Below are 26093 nucleotides of genomic sequence, written 5' to 3'. Positions count from 1 at the left end.
ACTTCAATAATGTTAGCCAACTTGAAAAGGTCTAGACATTTCACTGCGCTGGCTTTCGTGTATTTGGTCGTTTTATAACCCACTGAGAAAGTATGGGACTTATTCGTAGGTTCCCTAGTGCTACACATAATGATACAGCAATTTCAGATCCCACTCTTAATGTAAAACTGGCATCATGCTGTAAGTGATCTAAGGTTTTAGTTCTTTAAAACCGCTCCTTAGCCCTATATGATCGCCAAAAAATATTTCTTGAGATGAATACCGATGAATAAAAGCCTTCTAACGAATCTGCTTGCCTTTATTGCATTTGCGGCGGGTCTTATTACAGATGATCGTGTGTTGCTGACCGTTGGCTTGTTTGCTCTATCTGGTGCGTTAACCAACTGGTTGGCGGTACATATGTTGTTTGAGAAAGTTCCAGGGTTGTATGGTTCTGGTGTGATCCCTGCGCGTTTCCAAGATTTTAAGCGCGGCATCAAAACTTTAATGATGGAGCAGTTTTTTACTGAAGAGAATATTGAGCGTTTTTTAAGTGCTGATAATGGCAAACAGCCTGATCTACATTTAGCGCCAGTAATTGAAAAAGTCGATTTCGCTCCTACCTTTGATTCGCTTATTGAGGTTATCCAAAACTCTCCATTTGGGGGCATGCTTGCCATGGTGGGTGGTACCGATGCGCTTGAGCCTTTAAGAGAGCCTTTTGTGGAAAAGATGAAAAGCTCAATTGAAGAGATGACACGTGATGAAAATTTTATCACTCTATTAAAGGACGAGCTTGAAAGCCCTGATGTTATGGCTGAGATGCAGGAAAAGGTTGAAGTCATTGTTCAGCAGCGATTAGATGAAATGACACCTAGTTTGGTCAAAGAGATTGTGCAGCAGATGATTCGCGAACATTTAGGTTGGCTGGTTGTTTGGGGTGGTGTTTTCGGTGGTTTGATCGGTTTTATCGCAGCGATTGTCGGTGTGTAATACACTAATAAGAAAGCCGCAAATGCGGCTTTTTTTGTGCCTGCTTCGGCATGAATAGTCTATGTTTGAGAGATGGTAGAAAGGATAGCGAGATATGAATGACCTGAAAAAATTCTATATTAATGGTGAATGGATTAAATCATCTGGCAATGAAGTCTTGGATGTTTTTAATCCGGCGACCAATGAGGTTGTCTCTCAAATTAGCCTTGGCAACAGTGATGATGTTGATCTAGCGGTTGATGCGGCTGTTGCTGCCTTTCCATCTTTCTCGCAAACCTCCAAAGAAGAAAGAGCCGCGCTATTACAACGTATTATTACTGAATATGAGAAGCGTGCCGAAGCACTTGTCGAGGCGACTACTGAAGAGATGGGCGCGCCATTAGGTTTATCGCGCCAAGCCCAAGTACCTGCTGGGCTAGGGCATTTTAAGGCGGCTTTAAGTCTGCTTAAAAAGCATGATTTCACTGAGGTCATTGGCTCGACCCGTATAGTTAAAGAGCCGATTGGTGTTTGCGGTCTTATTACGCCTTGGAATTGGCCGTTAAATCAAATTACCTGCAAAGTTGCTCCAGCTATTGCAGCAGGTTGTACAGTTGTACTAAAACCTAGTGAGATCGCCCCGCGCACAGCGCATATCTTTGCAGACATTATGCATGCAGCTGGAGTTCCTTCGGGCGTATTCAATTTAATTGATGGTACAGGACCAGCTGTAGGTGCTGCGCTGAGTGCTCACCCTAAGATTGATATGATCTCATTTACGGGATCTACAGAAGCAGGCAAGCAAGTCTCTATTGCTGCAGCTGCAAACTTAAAAAAGGTCTCTTTAGAATTAGGTGGTAAGTCCGCTGCTATTGTTTTGGACGACGCTGATTTTTCTAAAGTTATTTCTCGTTGTGTCAGAGCGGTAATGGGGAACTCGGGCCAGTCTTGTAATGCTCAAACACGCTTATTAGTCCCAGAGTCACGTTTGAATGAGACCATCGAGATCGCCAAGAAAACTGCGGATTCAATACTTGTTGGTGATCCTCAATCAGAAGAAACTGCGATGGGCCCAGTGGTATCAGAATTACAATGGCAGCGCGTACAAGCTCTAATTCAGAAGGGCGTGGACGAGGGTGCTGAACTTGTTGCTGGTGGTGTAGGTTTGCCTGAAGGCTGCTTATTAGGCTGTTATGTAAAGCCGACGGTATTTTCAGGCGTTACGCCTGATATGACCATTGCTCAAGAAGAGATATTTGGTCCGGTGGTTAGCATCATGACTTATCGCTCTGAAGAAGAGGCGGTAGCAATCGCCAATGACAGTATTTATGGCCTTTCCGGTGGTGTCTACTCAAGTGATTTGGCGCGAGCAAAAGCAATAGCAGCTCAAATGAGAACCGGTATGGTTCATCTCAATGGTGCGCCGGTTGATATCAAAGCGCCATTTGGTGGTTATAAGCAATCGGGCAACGGTCGAGAGTGGGGGCTGTACGGCATCGAAGAGTTTATGGAAACGAAGGCTATCTTAGGGGATCTATCTGTTTCGTAATTGGATTGTCGAGAGCCTTTTAGGCAACACATACTTACACTGAGCTACAAACGATGCAGTTCTTGCCAGCTTTCTTAGCATTGTACATAGCGATGTCTGCATCGTGGATAATTTGGTCTAGATCACGTGTGTCGGGTTTAGACTGAGCTACACCAATACTCGCTTGAATACTGACTTTATGTTCGCCAAATGCAAAGGGATTGCGTATGTAGGTTAATAACTGTTCTGCGGTCTCTTTTGCACTTTCTTTACTGTCGGTAGCCAGAAGCACGATAAATTCATCGCCTCCATAGCGAGCGATGTTGTCGTTTTCACCCAAATTGGATCGTAACCTTTCTCCGAATGCTTTGAGTAAACGATCGCCCATCTGGTGACCGTATTGGTCATTGATCGGTTTAAACCCATCTAGGTCTATAAAGAGTAGGGTGAATGGTTCATTTCGATGAATACGTTTTTGAGCATCTGCACGGATAGCAATTCGATTCGGCAGGCCTGTGACTAAATCATGGGATGCTAAGTGGCGTGCTTGTTTTTCCGCTTTGTGTAGCTTCTCTGTGCGTTCAATGACGCGTTTTTCTAGCTCTTTTTGGCCGCGATCTACCTCTTCAGCCATAGTATTGAAGCTAGTCACTAAGGTATCTATCTCGATACTGGTTAAAGAGTCATCTTTTTTGAATGGGAGAGGGTATTGGTGATGCGAAAGATCCTCTGTCATCTTGATCAGTCGTTTAACCGGTTTCACAACTATGCCTGAAATCCACCAACTTAATAATGCCACGATGATAAAACAGAGAGCGGCTATTAAGTGGGTCACCTGTTTTAAATCTTTAAGTTTTGATTCCAACTCCGATGTTGGTTGCGGAATCATTACTCCCCAACCTGTGGTTGGTACGGTCGCAAAACCAGCGATCATGTCGGCATTCATTGCAGGAGAATAAAATTGTGCTACTCCAGATTCTCCTCGCATCATTTGCTTGATGATGCTGATTTTGGCTATGTTCTTTCCTGCTTGTTCCCAGGATGGGTTAGGGTGAGCGATCACAGAGCCAAATTGATCCACTATTGCTGCATGTCCTTTATCGCCAAAGCTAATAGATTTCTGAATGTTGTAAAGGTAGTTTGGGTTAATAGCCGCAATCCAGATATTAGATTTGGGGCCTACAGACGTTAGATAGATGGTTGGAGGAGCGCTTTCTGAGATGAAGATTTTTGAAAATTGGATCTCCGGTTTTATATCTGTTGGTACCATTTCTATTTCAGATAACGATGGTGGTACTAAAACTGCTTGACCGTAGTATCTTTCGATTAGGTTCCCTGACGGATCATATTGTGCAAAAGCGAGTATGTTGAGCTGTTCCATCAAAGAGATCTGTTCTGGATGGAAGTGAAGGTTTTGTGCGAGTTGAGCACTTGTGTCATACACCGCTTTTACATCGAGGGCATAACGATCTAGTGCGGCGGTTGTGTTGTGCGCAAGTAAAAGGTGTTTTTCATGAACAGCAGCAAACTCTTTCTCTAGTGCATTCTGAATCGTCCAGTAGGAAAATAGGGCGATGGGAACTACGGAAACGCACAGCATAGCCGTCAATAGGATGAATCTTAGGGGAAATTTTAACGGTTTCATAAACGCGTTTACCTGCGGGCGCTTTTACTACAACAAACACTTCTACAGATAGTTGTTGATTTTGCATTAAAAGACAATGGTAAAATCTGTTTTTGTTTGAATAATTAGATTTTGATATCAGGAAATATAGAGTTTGAGTCTTTCGCCTCGTTTGAATTCAATATTAGAAATGATTAATGGCCAATATGACCATATCTGGGATTGTTGCTGTGACCATGGTTATTTAGGTCAGGCTATTTTGGAAGCAAAACCTGAGGCTAAAGTGCACTTCTTGGATGTAGTGGAATCCATTACCAGCAAACTTGAAAAGCATTTAGCTGGTAGCGATTATTCAACTGAACGCTGGCAAGTTCATTGTGAAGATCTTCAACAGCTCCGTTTGGCTCTTCCCGAAAATGCTACGAATATTCAGCATCGTCATCTACTCATTATTGCCGGTGTAGGTGGTGACCTGACGCTAGATATGGTTCAGGCCGTCTTGCAAAATAATCCTAATTGCGACATTGACTTTCTTATCTGTCCAGTACGACAATTTCATAAAGTACGTAGTGGTGTAAAGGCATTAGGTTTGGGGTTGGTTAACGAGAAGATTGTTAAAGATGGAGGGCGCTATTATGAAGCGATCCATCTGTCTACGTTAAGTGATGTTGAGATTCCTGCAGTTGGCGGATTGATGTGGGATCTAGCGAACGACGATCATCAAGAGTACTTAAGGCAGAATATCAGCCACTATCAGCGTATGCAGGCTCAAGGGAATGAAGGTGTACGAAAAACTCTAGCAGAATATATGAGCTTACAAGAACTATCAGCTTGACGATTATCTTAGGGAGCTAAGGTAGGCCCCCTAAGATATATAACCTGTTGATTGAATGTTAGGTTATTTTACTTTCCACGCAATTTGTTCGCCTGCGCGAATAGGAACTACATTATCTTCACCAAGAGGGTAAGTTGCTGGTACATCCCAGCTTTCTTTAACCAAGGTGATGGTATCTGTATTGCGCGGCAGACCGTAGAAGTCAGGGCCATTCAAACTTGCGAACGCTTCTAGCTTATCTAGCGCGCCAGCTGCTTCAAATGTTTCAGCGTACAGTTCAATCGCAGCGTGAGCCGTGTAGGAACCTGCACAACCACACGCAGCTTCTTTTGCGTGTTTCATGTGAGGCGCTGAATCTGTTCCTAAAAAGAACTTTTTACTGCCGGAAGTCGCTGCTTTAATCAGTGCGTCTTGGTGAATATTACGCTTAAGGATTGGCAAGCAGTAATAATGTGGGCGGATACCGCCAGCCAACATGTGGTTACGGTTGTAAAGTAGGTGGTGAGCTGTAATGGTTGCTGCAACGTTATCCCCAGCCGATTCTACGAACTCAGCAGCATCTTTAGTTGTGATGTGCTCGAGTACAATTTTTAAGTTAGGGAAGTCATTTACAACATCTTTCAAAATCGTTTCGATGAAAATCTTCTCACGATCGAAAATATCAATATCGCCATCTGTTACTTCGCCGTGAATCAACAGCAGCATGCCTGCTTCTTCCATCGCTTCAAGAACAGGGTAGATATTCTTTACAGACGTTACACCTGAATCGGAATTTGTGGTTGCGCCAGCTGGGTATAGTTTGGCTGCGTAAACCTTGCCTGTATCCTTCGCTTTCTTGATATCTGCAGGGTCAGTATTATCTGTTAGATATAACACCATCAAAGGATCGAAGTTGCCTTGCGGCTTTTGATCCATGATGCGTTGGCGGTAGCCTAGCGCTTCTTCTGTGTTCGTTACAGGTGGAACTAGGTTCGGCATGATGATTGCGCGTCCCATATAGCGGCTTACATCACGTACAGTGTCTTTAAGTTGAACACCATCACGTAGGTGAATATGCCAATCGTCAGGGCGTGTAATCGTAAGAGAAGTCATTTGGGCAGCACCACTTATCTATCAGGTTAAAACTTATCTCATAATTATCCCATGGATCGCTATGAAAAGCTTTTAAAGCTTACGCACAAAACGATTTTTTAGTCTTTGTAATTAGAGTTAACTCTTGTTGAATAAAACATCAAAAAAATAGGGTTTTTAAGTACTAGAGAGTAATTTTACGTTCATTTAGATTGTATTAATATTGAGCGGATTTTCATTCTTATTACTATAAAAAATGCGTTAACGGTTTGCTATGAAGTACAAAACCAAAATAATTTTGGCCGTGATTATTCTCGGTCTTGCCTTTCTTGCTGGGTTGTCCGCGCTGACTTTAAATCTCCTTCGAACCACGGCTACAGCTGAAGTAGAGCAACGGATTCAAATAGTTAATACCTTTCTAGGTGTTACTCTTTTGCCTGAATTAAACGTACTTGATCGTGAAGGATTAGGGGCGAAAGCAAACGAATTAATGCAAACGCGTTCGTTAGCGTATTTGCAAATTTATGATCAGAGCGGGTCGTCAATCATTTCTATAGGTGGACACGATATGCCTCATACACATGGTCTCGCTGTGTTATGGGGAGATGGAGGAGATATGATTGACCAGCAGTTGTTACTGCGTGGTGCAAATGGATCATCCTATGAAATTCACTATGGTTTACCAGCGGAACAAACTAATTTTCTTGTTCAAGGGGCTAGCTACCAGGTATTAGGTTTAGCGCTGTTTGAAATTTTGCTAATGGTTATTGGAGCACATTTAGCGCTTAGGGTTATATCCAAGCAGTTGTCTCATCTTAGAGAGGCAAGCAGTCATATTGCCGCGGGCAACTTTAACTTCCGTGTATCTGAAAAAACCTGTGGTGAACTTATCGAAACAGCGCAGGCGTTCAATCTTATGGGGGCTCGACTGGAACAATATGAGAAAGAAAAAAACAGTGAAAATCTGCACCTTAAAGAGTTATCACAGGCTGTAGAACAGAGCCCTGTTGCGGTGGTGATGACGGACAGCGATGGTGTAATTACGTATGCCAACCCATGTTTTTACCGTACTTCTGGCTACAGCAAAGAAGAAGTAATTGGTAAAAATCCGAAATTATTGCAGTCAGGGGAAACAGATAAAGAGGATTACATCGACCTTTGGCAAACCATCACCAGTGGTAAAACTTGGAAAGGGGAGCTGTGTAATCGCCGTAAGGATGGCAGTGTTTATTGGGATAAGACTTCTATCTCTCCAGTGAGTTCTGAGAATGGAGAGGTGACTCACTATATTTCTGTGAAGGAAGATGTAACTGCATATAAGCAGATCGAAGAGAGGATGAGAGTTGCAACTACAGTATTTGATGCCGCTTCAGAAGCAATAATGGTTACAGATCTTAATGGGTCCATCACGATGGTAAACCCAGCTTTTTATGAGATTACTGGTTATCAATCGAAAGAGGTGTTAGGGCAAAGTCCGCGAGTGCTTAATTCAGGCCACCATGATGAGTCTTTCTATAAGTCTATGTTTGAAGAGCTACAAAAGAATAACCGCTGGGAAGGTGAGATCTGGAATCGACGAAAATCTGGCGAGGTTTATCCTCAGTGGCAGACTATTGCGATGGTTCGAGATGAAGAGGGTGAACCATTGGAATATATCGCTCTGTTTACAGATATCAGTAAACGCAAAGAGCAAGAAGACGAAATACGTTTCAGGGCTAATTATGATGCGTTAACCCGTTTGCCAAACCGCAGTCTATTCAATGAGCGATTAACCCAGGCGTTGGTTCAGGCTAAAAGGGAGGGTGCTATTCTTGCACTTTTATATCTGGATTTAGACGGTTTTAAAGAGATTAATGATACTCATGGCCATTTGGCTGGCGATAAAGCTTTGCAGCAGATATCTCAACGCTTGTCTGAGTGTATTAGGGAATCTGATTGTGTAGCGCGTTTAGGTGGTGATGAATTTGTGATCTTCCTATCTGGTTTAGAGTTTAAATATGATGCTGAAGTTGTGGCTAAGAAGATTATTGATTCAGTACAGCAGCCGTTTGAGTATGACAGTGTGAATTTGAAGATGGGCGTGAGCATCGGTATCTCGATCTACCCAGATGATCACTTACCAGAGAAGCTTTTTGAACACGCTGATTCTGCTATGTATGAAGCGAAGCGAGCCGGAAAAAATACATTTCGCTATTTCAGCATTGATTTTGATTAGAGCTTTAAGGGTAGATGAACGGCTAAAGTTGTTTATGTAGCTTAGGGCGCTATTCGTCTATCCAAACTGTTCTTACCGGTTCGCCGAAGTCATCGTAGATGATTTTCTTGCGAGGTTTTCCGCGTTTAGATTTAGATGAGGGGGCTGTTTTGCTTTTTCGGCGGGCATCAATAGTAGCTAATAAACCGTGGACGGGAGTACGTTCTTGCGGCTTAGTGTGTTCAAAATTGGATTTATGATGGGTATAGCGCCCGTCAACTAATCCAGATTCCCCCATCTCAACTTGTTTAATTTCCCCACCTTTTTCCAGAAAGCGCGATACCTCAGCATTCAACTGATCGCGTAATTCCGCTTTGCTTGGGGCTTTCTTAAACATAGTCTTGACCATGGCCTAGGAATTGTACGATTTTAAACCTAAATAGGGGTGCTTGCGAGGATAGTTTTAGCTTATGCTTATTTATAATTACGAATTATGTTGTAAATAAGGCTACGCCTTGCTGGCTGGGTCATACCTAGTGAGCTATGTTAAGCCGGTAAGTATCTAGATATTTAAAGCTTTCTTATGCGACTATCTTTACCGTTACGCTTTTCTATTCCGGTTATTATTGTGCTTGTTACAGCACTGATAATCCCTAGTTGCCTTTTTTTTGTTGCTCCCATTATTGAGAAACAACATCAGACCCTGCTGCAGAATGAAGCTCAAAATGTAACGAAGCGCCTTAAAAGCACACTGACTTATCTTTTAGAGAGAGGGGATTCTACGGGCGTAAACCGTGAGTTTCGCCAAAACCTAAAGTCAGATCAGGTAAGCAAAATCCTAGTGGTGGATTCTGCCAACCAAATTCGTTTTTCATCTCATAGTGAAGATCTGGGCAAAACTGTCAGTCGGCGTGTAGATGTTCATCTAGATCTCAACACCATTATTCAAGTTCGAGATAGGCAGGTTTTACAGCATGCTTATTTTGAAAAAGAGAATGTTCTTTATTCACTGATTCCAATTGGTATTCCTGCGTTTGGCAAGCCAGAACAAGAGCTTGAGCAGGGGGTGATGATTCTTGCGCTAAGTGACAAAGAAGTGAATGAAGCAATTAGGAAACAGCTCGCTGTATTGGTTACTGCGTTGTCTGCCGCTATGTTATTCCTCGCTCTGATTTTGATGTTCGTAATCAATCGGTTAGTAACTTCTCGTGTGCAGTTGTTGGTTTCAGCGAGTAGATCATTCTCGCAAGGTCAGAAGACTGCCTTTGATGATCAAGCTGGAAATGATGAATTAGGAACACTCGGTTCTGCATTTAGTCAGATGGCAAAACAGATATCTTCTATACATGCTCAGTTAGAAGCGAACGTTGATCTCTTGGATGAATTGCTTGAGAACTCGCCATCAATGATCGTTATTCGGGATGTTGAAGGTATGTACTTAAGGGCGAATCCAGCTTATTTGCGATTTGCAGGCTTAGCTTCAGCGGATGAACTACAAGGTGATTATTCGGAAAAAGATTTACCGGTCGAAGTAATAAGTGCCTCACGAGAAGGGGATGTTCAAGTTATTCAGTCTAAGCAGCATTACAGTTGGGAGTTAACTTACGAGTGTAAGGGGCAGTTTAAGTCTCTTTACAGTGAGTGTTTTCCTCTGTTTGATGACGATGGACGTTTATATGCGGTGTGCACGATTACTACCGATATGAGTGATAGAGCGGAAAAAGATAAAGCCCTTCGTTTAGCTCAATATATTTTTGAAACCACCAATGACGGTATTATCGTCACGGATAAATACAACCGAATTGTAGAAGCAAACTCTGCATTTGAGAGAGTTACCGGGTACAGCAAGGACGAAGTGATAGGCCAAGCTCCGAATATCCTGAACTCCCATAAACAGCCAACCTCGTTTTATGAAGCTATGTGGCGAGAACTGGAAGAGAAGGGGTTATGGTCTGGTGAGATCTGGAACCGAAAGAAAGATGGTCAGATCTATCCTGAATGGCTCACAGTCAAAGCAATTAAAGATGAGCAAGATAGTGTTACTGGTTACTTTGGCGTATTTACGGATATTTCGGAGCAAAAGAAAACCGAGGCTTCTCTGCGCAACCTTGCTTACTATGATTCTTTGACCAATCTTGCGAATCGAACTTTCTGTAAAGAGCGATTAGCTCATGACATGGACCTGTCCAATAGGCATAAAGAATCTTTAGCCTTGGTGTTTATCGACTTGGACTTCTTTAAGCATGTGAATGATTCCCTAGGGCATGAATATGGTGATCAGTTGCTAGTTGAGGCTGCTAATCGCATTAAAGAAAAAGTTCGCAGTTCAGATACGGTGGTTCGTTGGGGCGGTGATGAATTTATCCTTATCCTACCTGGGATCTTTCAAGCAAATATGGCGTTAGTTATAGCGAATAATGTTTTGGAAGAGCTGAAACGCCCATTCAGGTTAAAAAATAGCGATGTATTTATTGGGGCGAGTATCGGTATTGCCATGTATCCCCATGATGCAGATAGTGCAGAAACGTTGATACAACATGCAGATGCAGCCATGTACAGTGCTAAAAACCGAGGGCGGGACCAAGTATGCTTCTTCGATTCGGAGCTTAACCGCAAAAATCTACAACAGATTCAGATGAAGTCTGATATTCGTGCTGCCATTGATGCAGAATCTTTCGAAATTTATTACCAAGCGAAAGTCTGCCTCACCTCGAGAAAAGTGATGGGCTTGGAGGCCTTGCTCCGTTGGACTGATTTTGATGGTAATAGCATTTCCCCAGCAGAGTTTATACCTGTGGCTGAACATAGCGGATTGATCCTGCCTTTGGGTAATTGGGTTTTTGCGACAGTGTTCAAGCAAGTTGACCAGTGGGTGAAGCAGGGGGTGTTGCAAGAGGGAGAGAGGGTTTCTATCAACCTGTCCCCCCGCCAGCTAGTAAGCCCTGATTTGATGGCAGAATTGAGTAAGCAGCTAGACCAATATCCCCTGATAGAAGCTTATTTGAGCATAGAAATAACCGAAACAGCGGTCATTGAGAATATAGACAGAGTTTTACCTGTGCTTGAAGCTATTCGAGGTAAAGGGATTGCGATCGAATTAGATGACTTTGGCAGCGGTTATTCCTCTCTAAACTATCTGCGCCGTTTGCCTGTAGATGTGTTGAAAGTCGATAAAGCATTTACCGCAGAATTAGCCTGTAACAAATCAGAAAAAGCGATCATGGCGACGATCATTTCAATGGCGCACACCTTGGGAATGAAAGTAGTTGCAGAGGGTGTTGAAACTGATGAGCAGCTAGCAATTTTGACTGAACTAAAGTGCGATACAGCTCAAGGTTTCTATTTCTCTAAACCGGTTCCAGTTACAGAAACAGAAGCGATCTTAGAAACCGGTTTGTGACGGTAAGTGTATAAGGTTTCACTGGTACAAGTCGTTCTCAACAGGTAGCATAGAGCCAATATTTTTAGACGATATAAGTAGCAAAAGTAGATGAGTTATCAGGTTCTAGCGCGTAAATGGCGTCCTGCTAAATTTCAGGAGATGGTAGGGCAAGAGCACGTGCTTAAAGCACTGGTTAATGCGTTGGATGATGATCGTTTACATCATGCCTACCTATTTACCGGTACCCGTGGTGTCGGTAAAACATCGATTGCTCGATTGTTTGCCAAATCTCTCAACTGCGAACAGGGCGTGTCTTCAACGCCTTGTGGTCAATGTTCTGCTTGTAAAGAGATCGCCGAAGGGCGTTTTGTCGATCTGATTGAGGTCGATGCGGCTTCGCGTACGAAAGTAGAAGATACGCGTGAGCTGATGGAAAACGTGCAATATGCTCCAACCCATGGGCGCTACAAAGTGTACCTGATAGACGAGGTGCACATGCTTTCTACTCACTCGTTTAACGCATTACTTAAAACGCTGGAGGAGCCGCCTCCGCATGTTAAATTCCTGTTAGCAACAACTGATCCTCAGAAGCTGCCGATCACAATTTTATCTCGTTGCTTGCAGTTCAATCTTAAAAACTTGATCCCCGAGCGAATCGTTAATCATCTACGTACGGTTCTGACAGCAGAGCAGATTCAGTTTGAAGAGCCAGCATTATGGTTGTTAGCGAGATCTGCAGACGGCTCTATGCGTGATGCAATGAGTTTGACTGATCAGGCGATCGCTTTTGGTGCCGGCCAGATTGGTGAAACAGATGTTCGCGCTATGCTGGGTACAATCGATCAGCGTTTGGTCTATCAGATGCTGTTCTGCTTGGCAGCATCAGACGCTAAAGCCCTAATGGCGGCAGTGACTGATTTGGCTCAGTTTTCACCTGACTATAATACGGTTCTAGGTGATCTGATCGGCGTATTACACCGTATCGCGATGGCGCAAACGATCCCTGATGCTGTGGATAACAGCATGGGAGATAAAGATCAGATTATTGAACTTGCCAGCAAATTAACTGCTGAAGATGTACAGCTCTATTACCAAGTTGCTTTGATGGGGCGTAAGGACCTTCCTTTCGTTCCTGATCCACGCGAAGGTTTGGAAATGGTATTGCTGAGAATGCTGGCATTTCGTCCTGCTAGTGCTCAGCCGCGCCAAGTTGAGGTCGTATCAAGTTCGCCTCAACAAGTGAGTCAGGCCACTAATACCCCTGTAACTGCGGAAGTGCCGGCACCTGCAGCTGAATCGATTCAACCCGCTCCTGTCGCACAGGCTCCGGTTACTCAAACTGCACCTGCGCCTCAATCTGCGCCAATGCAACCGGCTCCAGCGCAGACAGATAGTCAGCCTCCAGCAGTAGAATCGCCACCGCCGTATGAGCCGCCAGTATCAGATGTACCTCCATTAGGGCAGGCAAGTCCGGTAGCACCCGTGGCGGAGGTAAGCCCTGCAAAAAAGCCTGAAACGCTAAATAACCAAGGAGATGAACCACCTCCTTGGGATATGGATGATGTCGGTGGTTTTGATGATTCAGAGCCTTCTAATCGTGCAGCGGGAAATTCATATACTGAAATGGAAGCAATGGCTCCTGTTTCAGAACCAGTGCTCCAAGCTGAAGTAACAGAAGATATAGGTGAGATCTCTAAAACTCGTGTCGAGGTTGTAGAGTGTTCGCGTAACTTAGCGGAAGTCTCTCTTCCTGAATGGGTACATATTAGTCGTAGCCTTGGTCTAAGCGGGATGACCGAAAGTTTGGCGACTCATCTCTCTTTGGAGCAAGTATCGTCTGAATCGATGGTTTTACATTACACCAAAGAGCAGAAGACGATGCTGAACGAAGTACAGTGTCAGCGTATTTCGGATGCACTGAATGGTTACTTTAATAACCCTGTTCAGGTTGAGTTTTTACAAGCTGAACAGCAGCAGGAAACGCCTGCACAATTTATAAATCGTAAACGAGAAGAGCGTCATCTATTAGCTGTCGAATCTATTCGTAACGATAGTACGGTACAATTACTACAAGAGCATTTTGATGCACGGATTGAACTCTCGTCCGTGGTTCCCATCGATAATTAATTGAGGAAAAATATGATGAAAGGCGGTATGGGTAACCTGATGAAGCAGGCCCAAAAAATGCAAGAGAACCTGCAAAAAGCACAAGAGCAAATCGCACTTGCGGAACAAACAGGTGAATCTGGTGCGGGTCTTGTGAAAGTTGTAATGAATGGTCGTCACGACGTTAAAAGCATCAATATTGATGACAGCTTGATGGAAGAAGACAAAGAGATCTTAGAAGATTTGATCGCTGCAGCGGTAAACGATGCTGTGCGTAAAATCGAATCTTACACTCAAGAGAAAATGTCTGAAGTGACCGGCGGTATGGGAATGCCTCCTGGTTTCAATATGCCGTTCTAATCGATGTCATTCAGTCCATTAATTCAACAGTTAATAAACGCTTTACGCTGTTTACCAGGGGTTGGTCCTAAGTCGGCTCAGCGTATGGCTTTTCATCTGTTAGAGCGTGACTCTGAAGGGGCGTTATCTCTGTCTGCTGCGCTTGAAAAAGCGGTTGCAGAGATCGGTCATTGCAGTGAATGTCGTACTTTATCCGAGCAGGATATCTGTGATATTTGCCAATCAGAAACAAGAGATAAGCATCTGCTTTGCGTACTCGAGTCGCCGGTAGATGTGTTGGCAGTTGAGCAGACGGGTGGGTATAACGGTCGTTATTTTGTGCTATCTGGGCATCTGTCGCCTATCGATGGCATAGGCCCTGAAGATCTGGGTATTGATCTTCTTTTAGATAAGGTTAGATCGAACGACATCCGAGAATTAATCCTTGCGACTAATCCAACGGTAGAAGGCGAAGCAACGGCTCATTTTATTGCTGCTCAAGTGAAAGATCTGGATGTAAAGGTTTCTCGAATCGCTCACGGGGTTCCTGTGGGTGGAGAGTTAGAATTCGTGGATGGCGGTACGTTAGCCCACGCAATAGCGGGAAGGCGTTCTCTGCTTTGAGGTAAGAATCTCCAGATGACAGAATATAGTTGGAAAAAGCTAGAAGTATCAGCAAGAACACCTGTCTGGATTCGTTCAGAAGATGCGCTAGTTGAATGTTGTAATAAATGGCGTACGCTTCCAGTCATTGCACTAGATACAGAGTTTCAGCGAGTTGAAACGTTTTATCCTATCCCTGGGCTTATTCAAGTTGCTGATGATCAATCTTGCTATTTGATAGATCCTTTAGAGATCGAGGATTTTAGTGCGCTGGCTGATTTATTTGCTGATCGATCAGTTGTAAAGCTGATGCATGCTGCAAATGAAGATCTAGAACTATTTCTGAAAATGTTTGGTGTATTGCCAACACCGTTGTTTGATACGCAATTAGGTGGAGCTGTATTGAATTGGGGGTTCTCATTGGGCCTTCAGCGAATGCTTGAGCAAAAGCTGGATATTCAATTAGCGAAACATGAGACCACCTCTAATTGGTTGCAGCGCCCTCTGACAGCAAGCCAAGAATTATATGCAGCGCTAGATGTGGCTTATCTTCCAGCTATATACCAGATGCAAAAATCAGAGCTGGACGATTTGCAGCGTTACCACTGGGCAGAGCAAGAGAATGAGGCGCTGTTAGCTGAAGCGCTAGTGGACGATGTTGAAGGTTATGGTTATTACCGTCGCTTCACTCAAATGTGGAATCTACCAGAGCACAAAATGGCAGCATTGCGTGATCTAACTGCATGGCGCGAGCAGATTGCGAGAAAGCGAGATGTTCCACGTAACAGAATCTTGAGAAATCAGGCTTTGTTGCAAATAGTGGAAAAGTGGCCACGCAGTTTATCTGAGTTATCGCGGCTAGATGAAGTGAAAAAGCGTATACTTCGTACTGACGGTGAAGCAATTTTAGACTTTTTAAAGTCTGGACAGGAAAGTGCGGCTAAAAACAGCCCTGCACCTATTCCTAAACCACTGCACTTCTTTTGGAACAAACATATTAAGAAGCTGAAGGCGATTGCTCGTCGTGTAGCTGAAGAACAGAATGTCGCCCCTGAAATTTTATTGCGAAGAAAAGAGTTGGAACTACTTATTCGTTCTGGGGTTGATGAGGGTGAGTATCGCTTACCTGAAAAAATTACGGCTTGGAGGCAGGAGCTTCTTGCGTCTCAATTGTTAGCCGAATTGCAAAAGATTGAAAAATTAAGAACTGAAGGTACTTAACCGATGAAAATATGCTCTGTTTACCTGAGCCCGCGTAAAGATGAGATGTATCTTTATGTAGATAAGCGAGATCAACTGAGTAAAGTGCCGGAAGCGCTATTAGAAATGTTTGGTTCGCCAAAGCATGTGATGGATATTCCTTTAACGGCTAACCGTGAACTGGCTAGAGTTGATACTGAAAAAGTGTTGGCTGATCTGGATGAGAAGGGGTATTTCTTGCAGATGCCGCCGCCAAAAGATGACTACATGCTTGATCTTCATAAAGATCGCCCGGAAACTGGTGTTCGCTAAGTGGTAGCTCAAGAAGTATTTTGGCGCAGTAAAAGCCTACAAGAGATGAGCTCTTCGGAGTGGGAATCTCTTTGTGATGGTTGTGCGCTTTGTTGTCTCCACAAACTGGAAGATGAAGATACAAAAGAGGTTTTTTATACTTCTGTTGTTTGTCATCTTCTAGATTTTGATACCTGTCGTTGCACAAAATATGAGGAGCGTTGCTCTCTAGTGCCTGACTGTGTCAAGCTTACTCCCAAGGATGTTGATGACTTTCATTGGCTTCCGCCAACCTGTTCTTACCGCTTAATTCATGAAGGTAAAGATCTTCCTGACTGGCACCCGCTATTGTCTGGGCGCCAAGAGACGGTGATTGAGTCAGGTGCTTCGGTACTAACTTGGTACGAAGTTAAAGATAATGAAATCACCGAAGAAGAGTTCGAAGATTATATTCTCGAATAGTAGAAAAGCGCCTAAGGCGCTTTTTTTATGCGTAATGTCTAATTTGCTGTTAGGGTTTTCCTAACATAAAGTTATATCTCGTAGTTGGAGATAATGGCTTTGAGCAATTCTGATCAATTTAATCACCTCTCAGTTCTCGATAATTTCGATGCAATTTCTGCGTTCGATTTTGTGCCTGATGTTATTTGGATTTTTGATCTAGATCGACATGGCTTCTGGTGGGGAAATGAGCGCGCACTCGAATTTTGGGGGCTGCCAACTGTTCAGGATTTGATTGATAAAGACCTATCGGCTGATACAGAAGGTGCTCGTAAGCGGACCGAGCAAACATTTTATAAAGCAGCGGCTCAAGGGATGACAGTTGACCCTTGGACAGCTTATCCAAACGGTAAACCTAAAACGCTCTTGATGCGACATAAAGCAGTGCTGCTTGGTCCTGAAAAGCACCGTGGCATTATTGCGTTTATTAGTGAGCAGGTTGATCTGGGCGAGCAGCCTGAGCATCTCATCTTTTCTGAAGCGATCCGCTATACATCAGTTGCTGTTACTAGTTTTGATATGAGCGGTACGCCGATGTTTGAAAATCCAGCCGCAGCAGAATTATATGGCTTTGTTGATGCTCAGAATAATGATGCTTCTGTGTTTGTGTGCCGATTTCACGACGTTAAAGAAGGGCTTGAGCTTCTTGAGCAGGGGCGACAACATCAAGATGGGCAGTCAGAACACTTGATGGTAACGAGTAAAGGTGTGCGCCGACATGTTGTGGATCTCCGTACGAGCCGTCATCCCTTGACGGGCGATTACCTCCTTTTGGTGTCTGAATATGACGTTACAGAGCTACATAATGCGCTTGAGCAGGCAGAAAAAGCCAAGGTGAGGTTAGATAGGCTCGCTCATTATGATGCCTTAACGGGGCTGCCTAGTTTGCGGTTGTGTCGCGATCGTATGACTCAAGTGATTGCTCAAGCGCAGCGGGAGGGGAGTTCAGCTGCGATCATGTTTGTTGATCTCGATGGTTTTAAAGCTGTTAATGATAGTTTTGGTCATGATGCGGGTGATCAAGTGTTGATTGAATCAGGGAAGCGTTTGGTTCATCAAGTGCGAGCAGTGGATACGGTGGGTCGTATCGGTGGTGATGAATTTATTATCTTAATGTCAGGGATAAAGTCTGCTAAAGATGCTGAAGTAGTTGCATCCAAGATTATTGCTGTTATGAATGAGCCGTTTTCGATCGCTGATATGAATGGCAAGGAACAAGAGGCCTGTATTGGTGTAAGTGTAGGGATTTCGCTCTTAGAGGAAGGGGCGTTGAATAAAAATGCTGAGGTGCTTCTGAGAGAAGCTGATCATGCAATGTATAAAGTGAAGCGCAGTGGCAAGCGTGGATATAGATTTGCTAGCTAAGTTTATTTAACGAAAACAAAAAAGCCGCAATCAATGATTGCGGCTTTTTAGCTTCAACAAGAAGTGATTACTTCTGGTTGTCTAGCTGAGCTTTGATTAGGTCGCCAATTGTAGTTGGGCCAGATACTTCAACTTCAGCGTTGCGTACAGCAGAGATTGCTGCTTTCTCTTCAGCCTGCTCTTTCGCTTTGATAGACAGGTTGATAACGCGGTTGCGACGATCAAGAGTGATGATCTTAGCTTCTACTTCTTCACCAACGTTAAGAACAGTAGATGCATCTTCAACGCGATCTACAGAGATCTCAGATACTTTCAGAGTACCTTCGATACCTTCAGCTAGCTCGATAACAGCTGCTTTAGCGTCTACAGAAGTAACTTTACCAGTTACGATAGCGCCTTTGTCGTTAGCTGCAGCGAATTCAGCGAATGGATCGCTTTCAAGCTGTTTGATACCAAGAGAGATACGCTCTTTCTCTGCATCGATAGAAAGGATAACTGCTTCAACTTCTTCGCCTTTCTTGAACTGGCGTAGAGCTGCTTCAGCATCTGCTTCCCAAGTGATGTCAGACATGTGAACAAGACCGTCAAGCTCGTCCTGTAGGCCAACGAAGATACCGAAGTCAGTGATAGTTTTGATAGTACCAGTAACTTTGTCGTTCGCAGCAAACTGCTCAGCGAAAGTAACCCATGGGTTAGCTGTGCATTGTTTGATACCTAGAGAAATACGACGACGCTCTTCGTCTACGTCAAGGATCATTACTTCAAGCTCATCACCGATCTGAACAACTTTAGATGGGTGGATGTTCTTGTTAGTCCAAGACATTTCAGAAACGTGTACCAGACCTTCTACGCCGTCTTCGATAGATGCGAAGCAGCCGTAATCAGTAAGGTTAGTGATGCGTGCCTTGCACTTAGCACCAGCTGGGTAACGTTCTTTGATAAGAGACCATGGGTCTTGAGAAAGCTGCTTAAGACCTAGAGAGATACGACCAGATTCTTTGTCGAACTTGATGATCTTAACAGTGATCTCATCGCCTGGGTTTAGCATCTCTGATGGGTGAGAGATACGCTTCCAAGCCATGTCAGTGATGTGTAGAAGACCGTCAACACCGCCAAGATCGATGAATGCACCGTAGTTAGTAAGGTTCTTAACGAAACCTTTAACTTCTTGGCCTTCTTCTAGAGTAGCTAGTAGCTCATCACGCTGAGCACTGTTAGCTTCTTGAAGAACTGCACGGCGAGAAACAACGATGTTGTTACGCTTAGGATCAAGCTTGATTAGTTTGAATTCAAGCTCTTTGCCTTCTAGGTGATCAACATCACGTACAGGGCGAACGTCTACCAAAGAACCTGGTAGGAAGCCTTGAATGTTGTTGATGCTAACTGTGAAGCCGCCTTTAACTTTGCCGCTGATGTAACCTTTAACAGTTTCTTCAGCTTCAAATTTAGTCTGTAGAACTTCCCAAGCTTCAGCGCGTTTCGCTTTTTCACGAGACAGACGAGTTTCACCGAAACCATCTTCAACCGCTTCTAGTGCAACTTTAACGTCGTCACCGATTTTGATCTCAAGTTCGTTAGCATCGTTAAGGAACTGAGAACGCGGGATGATTGCTTCAGATTTTAGACCAGCATGTACAGTAACCCAGTCGCTGTCGATATCAACAACTTCACCAATTACCAATTTACCTGGAGTCATGTCTAGTGATTGAAGGGATTCTTCAAACAGATCAGCAAAGCTTTCGCTCATTGAATATGTCCTATATAAGGGCTGTTTTATCTCGCTAAGAATGAGAGATTGGATAACAGCACTTCAGCCTGTAAAACCGGATTCACAGGGTCAGTTTAATTATTATGAAGAGGGCGTTTTGACCGGTGTAGCGCCCAATTCAAAAGAAAATGAGCGCACATTATACAGTAAATTAACAGAGAATGTATAAGGTTTTAGCGGATTGTTAAAAAGGTTTATCGTAATCGTCTAGGCGGGCGTAAAGTGCTGTTTGACAAGGTTTTACAACTGTATCCAAATCGGTTTTTAACTCACTAGTTAGGTTGCTACTATCCTGTTTGCGAAAAAACTGAGTGATAAGGCGCTCTTCGCGAGGGGAGTTGGCTGCGATTTCAATGCCATCTCCAACGCAGAACGAGAATTCGGGCATGTAGGTTTTAACGAGATCTTCGCGCTCGCTATCGGATAGGATTAAGCGTTTTCCACCAATAAATTTCTTATATTCGTTACCTGCAGCTGCCGACATTGCTTCTATTTGTAGGTTAGAGAAGCGTCGGGCATCTGGCATATCGATAAGCAATGTTTTGAGTTGTTTTTCTACAGCGGCAACTTCTTCAACAATGGTTAGAGGGGCAAAATGCTCGTTGAGCTTTTTGTATTCTTCAAGGGCAGCTATTTCGGCTTTAAGCCCTTCAATTTGTTTTTTGTAAACTTCCTGCTCGTCGAGTAGTTTTTCATTATCAGCCATTAGGCCTTTAATGACTTTCTGAGTAGGGGTTAGTTTATCTTGGGCGAAGGTTGCTGGAAGCTGCTTGGTGCCGAGTTCGCCAGTTGTCTCAGTGTGAACATTACTAGGTAAGACAGTGAAGCCAAACTTTTCTAGGTCTTTTAAGTTTTCCTGATGTTGGCCTTGCATTTCGTTATAAGCAAAATAACCACCGCCACCGAGAACGGCCAACACAATTGGAACGATGATCAGTACTACAAGAAGCTTTCGGGTATTCATTGTTTACTGCTTTCCTATCCTAGCGGCTGGCGTTCTTTATCCATAGAAGCGTAGCGATTGCTCGCTACACTACATCCCTATTTTTGTTCACCCTTTTGGGTTTCGTTAGCTGAATATTGCAGCTGTAGGAAGGCTGTATCAAGTAGAATTCTTCCGCTTTCTACTAACATTGCTTCAGCTTCTGGGTTGATAGGTCTGCCTTGAGCATCTTTCTCTAGTTCTTCATCAAGCTCTGATAGCGATTTGATTGGAGGTAGTTGCTTTTTGCTACGGCGACGGTTTTCTGCATTAACTTGCCATTCTTCCGCTTTCTCTCTTTCAGTCTTAAGCGCTGATTCCTGTAAAGGAATTAGACTGCTTTCCTTGCGAACCTCATTAAGGTGCTCAACCTGTTCACGCATGAAAATGAAGTCTGGATCAGTCATGCTTCGCGATTGATATCGTGAATTAACCTGAGTTAGAAACTGTTTCAGATTTGGGTAAAGACCATGAGGTGCGGATCGAACTTTATCCCAAGCTAGAGCTTGATCCAGTGCGCTTTCTCCAATGATCTCCGGATCATATAGGGTCGGGAATGTGATATCTGGCATTACCCCTTTGTTCTGTGTGCTGTCGCCAGAGATTCGATAAAACATAGCGTGTGTTAGTTTAAGTTGGCCGTGGTTAAGGGGGAGTAATGTTTGAACTGTACCTTTACCAAAGGTTTGACCGCCAATAACGATGCCGCGGTTGTAATCTTGGATTGCTCCGGCAAAAATTTCAGATGCTGAGGCAGATAGGCGGTTAACTAGAACAGCCATTGGTCCACCGTAAGAGACTTTTGGGTTAAGATCGCGAAGAACCTCAACTCGACCTGTAGAGTCTTTCACCTGAACTGTTGGACCGCGCTGAATGAATAGGCCTACAGTGTCGTTGGCTTCCCGTAGAGAGCCGCCACCATTGTTACGGAGGTCTACGATTAGACCGTCTACATCTTCGTCTTTCAGTTCTTGAATAAGCTTTTCTACATCGCGAGAGGTGCTTTTATAATCGTCATCGCCACGCTGCAGTGCTGCAAAATCAATATAGAAGGCTGGTATCTCAATTACGCCAAGTTTGAATGGTTGGCCAAGATGTTCAAGTTCGAGTATGCGCTTTTGAGCGGATTGTTCTTCTAATTTTACTTTATTTCGAACAATTTTTACGATTTTGGAAGGGATGTCTTCGCGCTCAGAAGTCCTTACTTCGAGCCTAACGGTAGTTCCTTTAGGGCCTCGAATAAGTTGAACAACATCGTCCAGTCTCCAGCCTACGACATCTTCGATATCGCCATCTTCACCTTGGCCGACACCAATAATACGGTCGGTCGCCTTCAGTTGACCGGTCTTTTCAGCAGGGCCTGCAGGTACAAGGCGAACAATCTGAGTGAATTCGTTTTCACTTTTTAATACAGCGCCGATCCCTTCTAGAGATAAGCTCATATTAATTTTGAAATTCTCAGATTTTCTTGGTGAAAAATACTGGGTGTGTGGATCGTATTGCTTGGTAAAAGCGTTTGCAAACGATTGGAATACGTCTTCGCTATTAACTTGTAAACTTCTTTTTAGTTGGTTTTTATAGCGTTTTATTAGAATTTCTCGTGCTTCTTCTTCAGTTTTTTCAGCTAATAGAAGGTTGAGCAGAGCGCTCTTAAGTCGACGGTCCCAAAGTGCATTCATCTCTTGGGTGGATTCAATCCAAGCAGCGTTTTCTCGATCAGTGTTTAGGCTCTCATCAATCGAGAAATCAAATACCTTACCTTGTTCTAATTCATCAATAATGAACTCTAGGCGACCTTCAATACGCTCTTGATAGCGGTTGAAAATGAAATAAGCTGCAGAGAGTTCTCCGGAGCGTATTTGATCGTCCAGTACCAAGCGATATTTTTCGAACTCATCAATATCGCTTTTATAAAAATAGCTACGTGCTGGGTCGAGATCTTTAATATATTGATTAAAGATCTGTCCAGATAATGAATCATCCAAATTGACTCTGTTATAGTGGCCTAGTTTGAGCGATTCAGTAATTTCTAATAACGTTTGCTTATGCACGGGCTCTGATTTGAGCGGTGTTGAAAGTGCATTGGCAGTACTTGGAATTAGGAAGGATAACGCAGTAAACAACAGTGGCTTTAATAGCGATCTATGCATAATGTAAGTCTTAATTTAGCGCTCTGGATTTAACTATGACCCTAAAAAAGGGTTGTGAGTTCCCTGTCACAGTTTGTTGAGTGTAGACATGCGCGGCACTGTTGTAAAATCAATTGCTTATAAAGAGTGTATGGATTTATTTGGTATTCGTTTATGAACATGAAATTCTTAGGTGTTACAGCTCTGGCGATGGCGCTAGGATTGGTTAGTGGTTGTGGTGAAGATCCTGAAGAGAAAAAGTTTCGTCAGGCGTTGGTTGAGAAGGCGCTTAACGATGATGTTAGAAAAGAAGGTGTAGCTTTTCTGGAATCCAATGCAAAAGATCAAGATGTAAAAGTAACAGCGAGTGGCTTGCAATATAAAGTTGTTAAGGCAGGAGAGGGTGGGAGCCCTAATGTTACTGATATCGTAACTGTGCATTACGAAGGTACTCGCGTTGATGGGCATGTATTTGATAGTTCTTATAAGCGAGGTGAGCCTAGTTCCTTCCCGTTAAATCGCGTTATTCGCGGATGGACTGAAGGTTTGGCTATGATGAATAGAGGGGCGGTTTGGATGTTTTATATCAAGCCGGAATTAGCTTACGGTGCTACTAGTCCTAGTGTTGATATTCCTGCGAATTCCACTTTGATATTTAAAGTTGAATTGATCGATTTTGCAGCTTCTGAGAAATAGGATTTTTAATGACAGACTTAATTGCAGATTTACAGTTGTTCTTAGAAGCGTCCCCAACGCCGTATCATGCGGTTAAGGAGATGTCGCAGCGTTTGGTTGAAAATGGTTTTATGGAGCTGCGCGAAGAGGATAGTTGGCAGTTGCAAGCGGGTGGAAAGTATTTCGTCACTCGCAATGGCTCTTCCATTATTGCTTGGTCTTTGCCGCGTCATACTGATTTGGCAGAGTCAGGGATGCGTATGGTGGGCGCGCATACTGACTCGCCTTGCCTAAAAGTGAAGCCAGTTCCTGAGCTGAATCGTCATGGTTATCAGCAGTTAGGTGTTGAGGTTTATGGTGGTGTGTTGTTAAACCCTTGGTTTGATCGTGATCTGTCTATGGCAGGGCGAGTGAGTTATAAGTCTTTAAAAGGTGAGCGTTGTAAGGCGTTAGTGAACTTTAAGGATCCAATAGCGCTAATTCCAAGTTTGGCTATTCATCTGGATCGAGAGGCAAATAAAAGTAGAACAATCAATGCTCAAACCTATTTGCCAGTTATTCTTGGGCAAGGAGATAAAGAATTTAGCTTTAAACAGATGCTAGCGGATAGATTATCTACTGAAGGTGTTGAGGATGTAGCTGAGGTTCTTGATTATGAAATCTCACTTTACGATACGCAAAAGCCAGCACTGACAGGGTTAAAGAAAGAGTATTTGTCATCTGCGAGACTGGATAATCTTTTAAGTTGCTACATGGGCTTGGCTGCATTGCTGGACTCTGATTTTGAGCAAGGGGCGCTTTTGGTATGTAATGATCATGAAGAAGTAGGCAGTATGAGTTCTTCTGGTGCGCAAGGACCAATGTTGAGCCAGGTGTTGGAGCGATTGATGCCTGATGTTGAGGATAGGGTGCGGATGATAAGTCGCTCTATGATGATCTCGGCAGATAATGCCCATGGTATTCACCCTAATTTTGCGGATAAGCACGATGCAAACCATGGCCCATTAATTAATGAGGGGCCTGTAATTAAGCTAAACGCGAATCAGCGCTATGCTTCAAACAGTGAAACGAGTGCAATATTTAGGGATCTTGCTCAGCAGGTGAATGTTCCGGTTCAGGCATTTGTTGTAAGAAGTGATATGGCTTGCGGTAGTACTATAGGGCCAATTACGGCTGCGGAACTGGGTGTGAAAACACTGGATATTGGTGTGCCGCAATTTGCGATGCACTCGATTCGTGAAATGGCTGGCACTAAAGATGTTGTTAATTTGACGAAAGTGTTGGCTAAATTCTTCGGAGAGTCGGTCGTTTAATCATATATTGATCATATTGGAGCCGGTTGCAGTGTCTCTGTGATCGGTTCACTTTCCTCTCTCGTAAGATCTGTTTCTCTGAAGTATAAGGTGAAGCAGATGTTCTCGTTTTTAAAGCCCAATCCTGAAAAAAGACTTAAAAAAGAATATAACGCTAAGCTTGAGCTAGCCATGAAGGCGCAGCGTAGTGGTGATATTGAAAAGTATTCTTTTCTGACCTGTGAGGCGGAGGAGCTATATGAAAAATTGAAACAGTTTCAGGAAGAAAAATCTTAGCTTGTGGTGGATGCTTTGGAGGTTCGTATATTGCCGAAATTTGCCTAGGTGGGGGGATAGTTGTGAAGAGATTCTTGCGCAATCAACGCAAGATAATACGACAGTTGTGGATCAGGAAAATATATCGCTAATGATTTGGTTTATCGTGATGAGCTAAATTGAGAATATTAAGATGGTCGGAGTGGGGGGGTTATTCGCTACGCTCACCCTGTGGGCCGTCACTTCGTTCCGTTATCTCGCTGTGCTCGGTTCGAACCCTTCGGGTGTTCTCATCCCTAAAAATAGCGCTAATGATTTGGTTTGTTGTGATGAGCTAAATTGAGAATATTAAGATGGTCGGAGTGGAGGGATTCGAACCCCCGACCCTCTGGTCCCAAACCAGATGCGCTACCAAGCTGCGCTACACTCCGACGATAATACTTGATCAGATATTTTGGATATTTGCCAATGAAAGTGGTCGGAGTGGAGGGATTCGAACCCCCGACCCTCTGGTCCCAAACCAGATGCGCTACCAAGCTGCGCTACACTCCGACGATGATACCTGAGCAGGTATTTAGAAAATTTGCCAATGAAAGTGGTCGGAGTGGAGGGATTCGAACCCCCGACCCTCTGGTCCCAAACCAGATGCGCTACCAAGCTGCGCTACACTCCGACTTAATGGCTCCCCGAGCTGGACTCGAACCAGCGACCAATAGATTAACAGTCTACTGCTCTACCAACTGAGCTATCGGGGATCATCAGCTGTACTATCAAGGTTGGCTCCCTGAGCTGGACTCGAACCAGCGACCAATAGATTAACAGTCTACTGCTCTACCAACTGAGCTATCAGGGATTAGCCTTGAAAGTGCGGCGTATCTTAATGACCAAGGGGTGGGGCGTCAAGGGGTTTTTTATAAAAAATTCAATGATTTTTAGGGTTGATTATAGCGTAAACAATTTTAGCTGAGATTAGTTCAAATT

The 26093-nt window shown here is 43.7% G+C and carries 21 protein-coding genes, 5 tRNA genes and 1 other RNA gene; 15 read left to right on the top strand and 12 right to left on the bottom strand.

The window, feature by feature from the left end; translation table 11 throughout:
• The first annotated feature begins 264 nt into the window (after positions 1-264).
• The gene (locus ACMXYN_RS12100; protein WP_415892041.1) at positions 265-972 is read left to right on the top strand and encodes a DUF445 domain-containing protein; all 708 of its coding nucleotides are present in this window, start codon (positions 265-267) and stop codon (positions 970-972) included.
• Between the two features lie 94 nt (positions 973-1066).
• Complete coding sequence (locus ACMXYN_RS12095; protein WP_415892040.1) at positions 1067-2500, top strand: aldehyde dehydrogenase family protein; 1434 nt, start codon at positions 1067-1069, stop codon at positions 2498-2500.
• A 34-nt stretch (positions 2501-2534) separates the two neighbouring features.
• Here the strand turns inward: ACMXYN_RS12095 and ACMXYN_RS12090 are convergent, their stop codons facing one another.
• The gene (locus tag ACMXYN_RS12090; protein ID WP_415892039.1) at positions 2535-4124 is read right to left on the bottom strand and encodes a diguanylate cyclase domain-containing protein; all 1590 of its coding nucleotides are present in this window, start codon (positions 4122-4124) and stop codon (positions 2535-2537) included.
• Positions 4125-4257: 133 nt separating this feature from the next.
• Here ACMXYN_RS12090 and ACMXYN_RS12085 point away from each other — a divergent pair, with 133 nt between their 5' ends.
• Positions 4258-4938 (top strand): SAM-dependent methyltransferase, encoded by a 681-nt coding sequence (locus tag ACMXYN_RS12085; protein ID WP_415892038.1) that lies wholly within the window; start codon positions 4258-4260, stop codon positions 4936-4938.
• Between the two features lie 63 nt (positions 4939-5001).
• On the opposite strand, the gene pyrC is transcribed toward ACMXYN_RS12085, so the two are convergent.
• Positions 5002-6030: a dihydroorotase gene (gene pyrC / locus ACMXYN_RS12080; RefSeq protein ID WP_415892037.1), complete on the bottom strand. Its 1029-nt coding sequence runs from the start codon at positions 6028-6030 to the stop codon at positions 5002-5004.
• 253 nt (positions 6031-6283) lie between these two features.
• On the opposite strand from pyrC, the gene ACMXYN_RS12075 reads away from it, so the two are divergent.
• Positions 6284-8224, top strand: coding sequence for a diguanylate cyclase domain-containing protein (locus ACMXYN_RS12075; protein ID WP_415892036.1), 1941 nt, complete (start codon positions 6284-6286; stop codon positions 8222-8224).
• A gap of 49 nt (positions 8225-8273) precedes the next feature.
• Here the strand turns inward: ACMXYN_RS12075 and ACMXYN_RS12070 are convergent, their stop codons facing one another.
• Entirely contained in the window at positions 8274-8600 is a 327-nt protein-coding gene (locus tag ACMXYN_RS12070) for a hypothetical protein (RefSeq protein ID WP_415892035.1), read from the bottom strand.
• A 186-nt stretch (positions 8601-8786) separates the two neighbouring features.
• Here ACMXYN_RS12070 and ACMXYN_RS12065 point away from each other — a divergent pair, with 186 nt between their 5' ends.
• From ACMXYN_RS12065 to ACMXYN_RS12030, 8 genes are all read left to right on the top strand, one after another.
• On the top strand, positions 8787-11603 hold the full coding sequence (locus tag ACMXYN_RS12065) for an EAL domain-containing protein (protein WP_415892034.1): 2817 nt from the start codon (positions 8787-8789) through the stop codon (positions 11601-11603).
• A gap of 90 nt (positions 11604-11693) precedes the next feature.
• Positions 11694-13712: a DNA polymerase III subunit gamma/tau gene (gene dnaX, locus ACMXYN_RS12060; protein WP_415892033.1), complete on the top strand. Its 2019-nt coding sequence runs from the start codon at positions 11694-11696 to the stop codon at positions 13710-13712.
• A gap of 12 nt (positions 13713-13724) precedes the next feature.
• Positions 13725-14051: a YbaB/EbfC family nucleoid-associated protein gene (locus ACMXYN_RS12055; RefSeq protein WP_415881753.1), complete on the top strand. Its 327-nt coding sequence runs from the start codon at positions 13725-13727 to the stop codon at positions 14049-14051.
• Positions 14052-14054: 3 nt separating this feature from the next.
• Complete coding sequence (gene recR / locus ACMXYN_RS12050) at positions 14055-14654, top strand: recombination mediator RecR (RefSeq protein WP_415892032.1); 600 nt, start codon at positions 14055-14057, stop codon at positions 14652-14654.
• Between the two features lie 15 nt (positions 14655-14669).
• A complete protein-coding gene (gene rnd, locus ACMXYN_RS12045) occupies positions 14670-15854 on the top strand; it encodes a ribonuclease D (RefSeq protein ID WP_415892031.1) in 1185 nt (394 codons plus the stop codon).
• Between the two features lie 3 nt (positions 15855-15857).
• Positions 15858-16145 (top strand): YcgL domain-containing protein, encoded by a 288-nt coding sequence (locus tag ACMXYN_RS12040; RefSeq protein ID WP_415885211.1) that lies wholly within the window; start codon positions 15858-15860, stop codon positions 16143-16145.
• The gene (locus tag ACMXYN_RS12035; protein WP_415892030.1) at positions 16146-16586 is read left to right on the top strand and encodes a YcgN family cysteine cluster protein; all 441 of its coding nucleotides are present in this window, start codon (positions 16146-16148) and stop codon (positions 16584-16586) included.
• Between the two features lie 99 nt (positions 16587-16685).
• Positions 16686-17990 (top strand): diguanylate cyclase domain-containing protein, encoded by a 1305-nt coding sequence (locus ACMXYN_RS12030; RefSeq protein WP_415892029.1) that lies wholly within the window; start codon positions 16686-16688, stop codon positions 17988-17990.
• A gap of 67 nt (positions 17991-18057) precedes the next feature.
• Here the strand turns inward: ACMXYN_RS12030 and rpsA are convergent, their stop codons facing one another.
• From rpsA to ACMXYN_RS12015, 3 genes are all read right to left on the bottom strand, one after another.
• Complete coding sequence (gene rpsA, locus ACMXYN_RS12025) at positions 18058-19737, bottom strand: 30S ribosomal protein S1 (RefSeq protein WP_415881747.1); 1680 nt, start codon at positions 19735-19737, stop codon at positions 18058-18060.
• Between the two features lie 205 nt (positions 19738-19942).
• On the bottom strand, positions 19943-20722 hold the full coding sequence (locus ACMXYN_RS12020; RefSeq protein ID WP_415892028.1) for a hypothetical protein: 780 nt from the start codon (positions 20720-20722) through the stop codon (positions 19943-19945).
• Positions 20723-20799: 77 nt separating this feature from the next.
• A complete protein-coding gene (locus ACMXYN_RS12015) occupies positions 20800-22890 on the bottom strand; it encodes a carboxy terminal-processing peptidase (RefSeq protein ID WP_415892027.1) in 2091 nt (696 codons plus the stop codon).
• A gap of 153 nt (positions 22891-23043) precedes the next feature.
• Here ACMXYN_RS12015 and ACMXYN_RS12010 point away from each other — a divergent pair, with 153 nt between their 5' ends.
• The 3 genes from ACMXYN_RS12010 (at position 23044) to ACMXYN_RS12000 (ending at position 25133) form a co-directional block, all read left to right on the top strand.
• Positions 23044-23565, top strand: a complete 522-nt coding sequence (locus ACMXYN_RS12010) for an FKBP-type peptidyl-prolyl cis-trans isomerase (RefSeq protein WP_415892026.1) — start codon at positions 23044-23046, stop codon at positions 23563-23565.
• Between the two features lie 8 nt (positions 23566-23573).
• Complete coding sequence (locus ACMXYN_RS12005) at positions 23574-24857, top strand: M18 family aminopeptidase (RefSeq protein ID WP_415892025.1); 1284 nt, start codon at positions 23574-23576, stop codon at positions 24855-24857.
• 99 nt (positions 24858-24956) lie between these two features.
• Positions 24957-25133, top strand: coding sequence for a DUF6435 family protein (locus ACMXYN_RS12000; RefSeq protein ID WP_415892024.1), 177 nt, complete (start codon positions 24957-24959; stop codon positions 25131-25133).
• A 173-nt stretch (positions 25134-25306) separates the two neighbouring features.
• Here the strand turns inward: ACMXYN_RS12000 and ACMXYN_RS11995 are convergent.
• The 6 genes from ACMXYN_RS11995 to ACMXYN_RS11970 form a co-directional block, all read right to left on the bottom strand.
• Positions 25307-25426: non-coding RNA, RtT sRNA (locus tag ACMXYN_RS11995), on the bottom strand.
• A gap of 40 nt (positions 25427-25466) precedes the next feature.
• A tRNA-Pro gene (locus ACMXYN_RS11990) sits at positions 25467-25543 on the bottom strand.
• 44 nt (positions 25544-25587) lie between these two features.
• Positions 25588-25664, bottom strand: a tRNA-Pro gene (locus ACMXYN_RS11985).
• Between the two features lie 44 nt (positions 25665-25708).
• A tRNA-Pro gene (locus ACMXYN_RS11980) sits at positions 25709-25785 on the bottom strand.
• Between the two features lie 6 nt (positions 25786-25791).
• Positions 25792-25867, bottom strand: a tRNA-Asn gene (locus ACMXYN_RS11975).
• Positions 25868-25889: 22 nt separating this feature from the next.
• Positions 25890-25965 (bottom strand) — tRNA-Asn (locus ACMXYN_RS11970).
• Positions 25966-26093 lie beyond the last annotated feature (128 nt).

Source organism: Neptuniibacter sp. PT8_73, from assembly GCF_047778045.1.
Lineage (GTDB): Bacteria > Pseudomonadota > Gammaproteobacteria > Pseudomonadales > Balneatricaceae > Neptuniibacter.
Note: the sequence above shows the minus strand (reverse complement) of the source record. Positions and strands in the feature narration are given on the sequence as shown.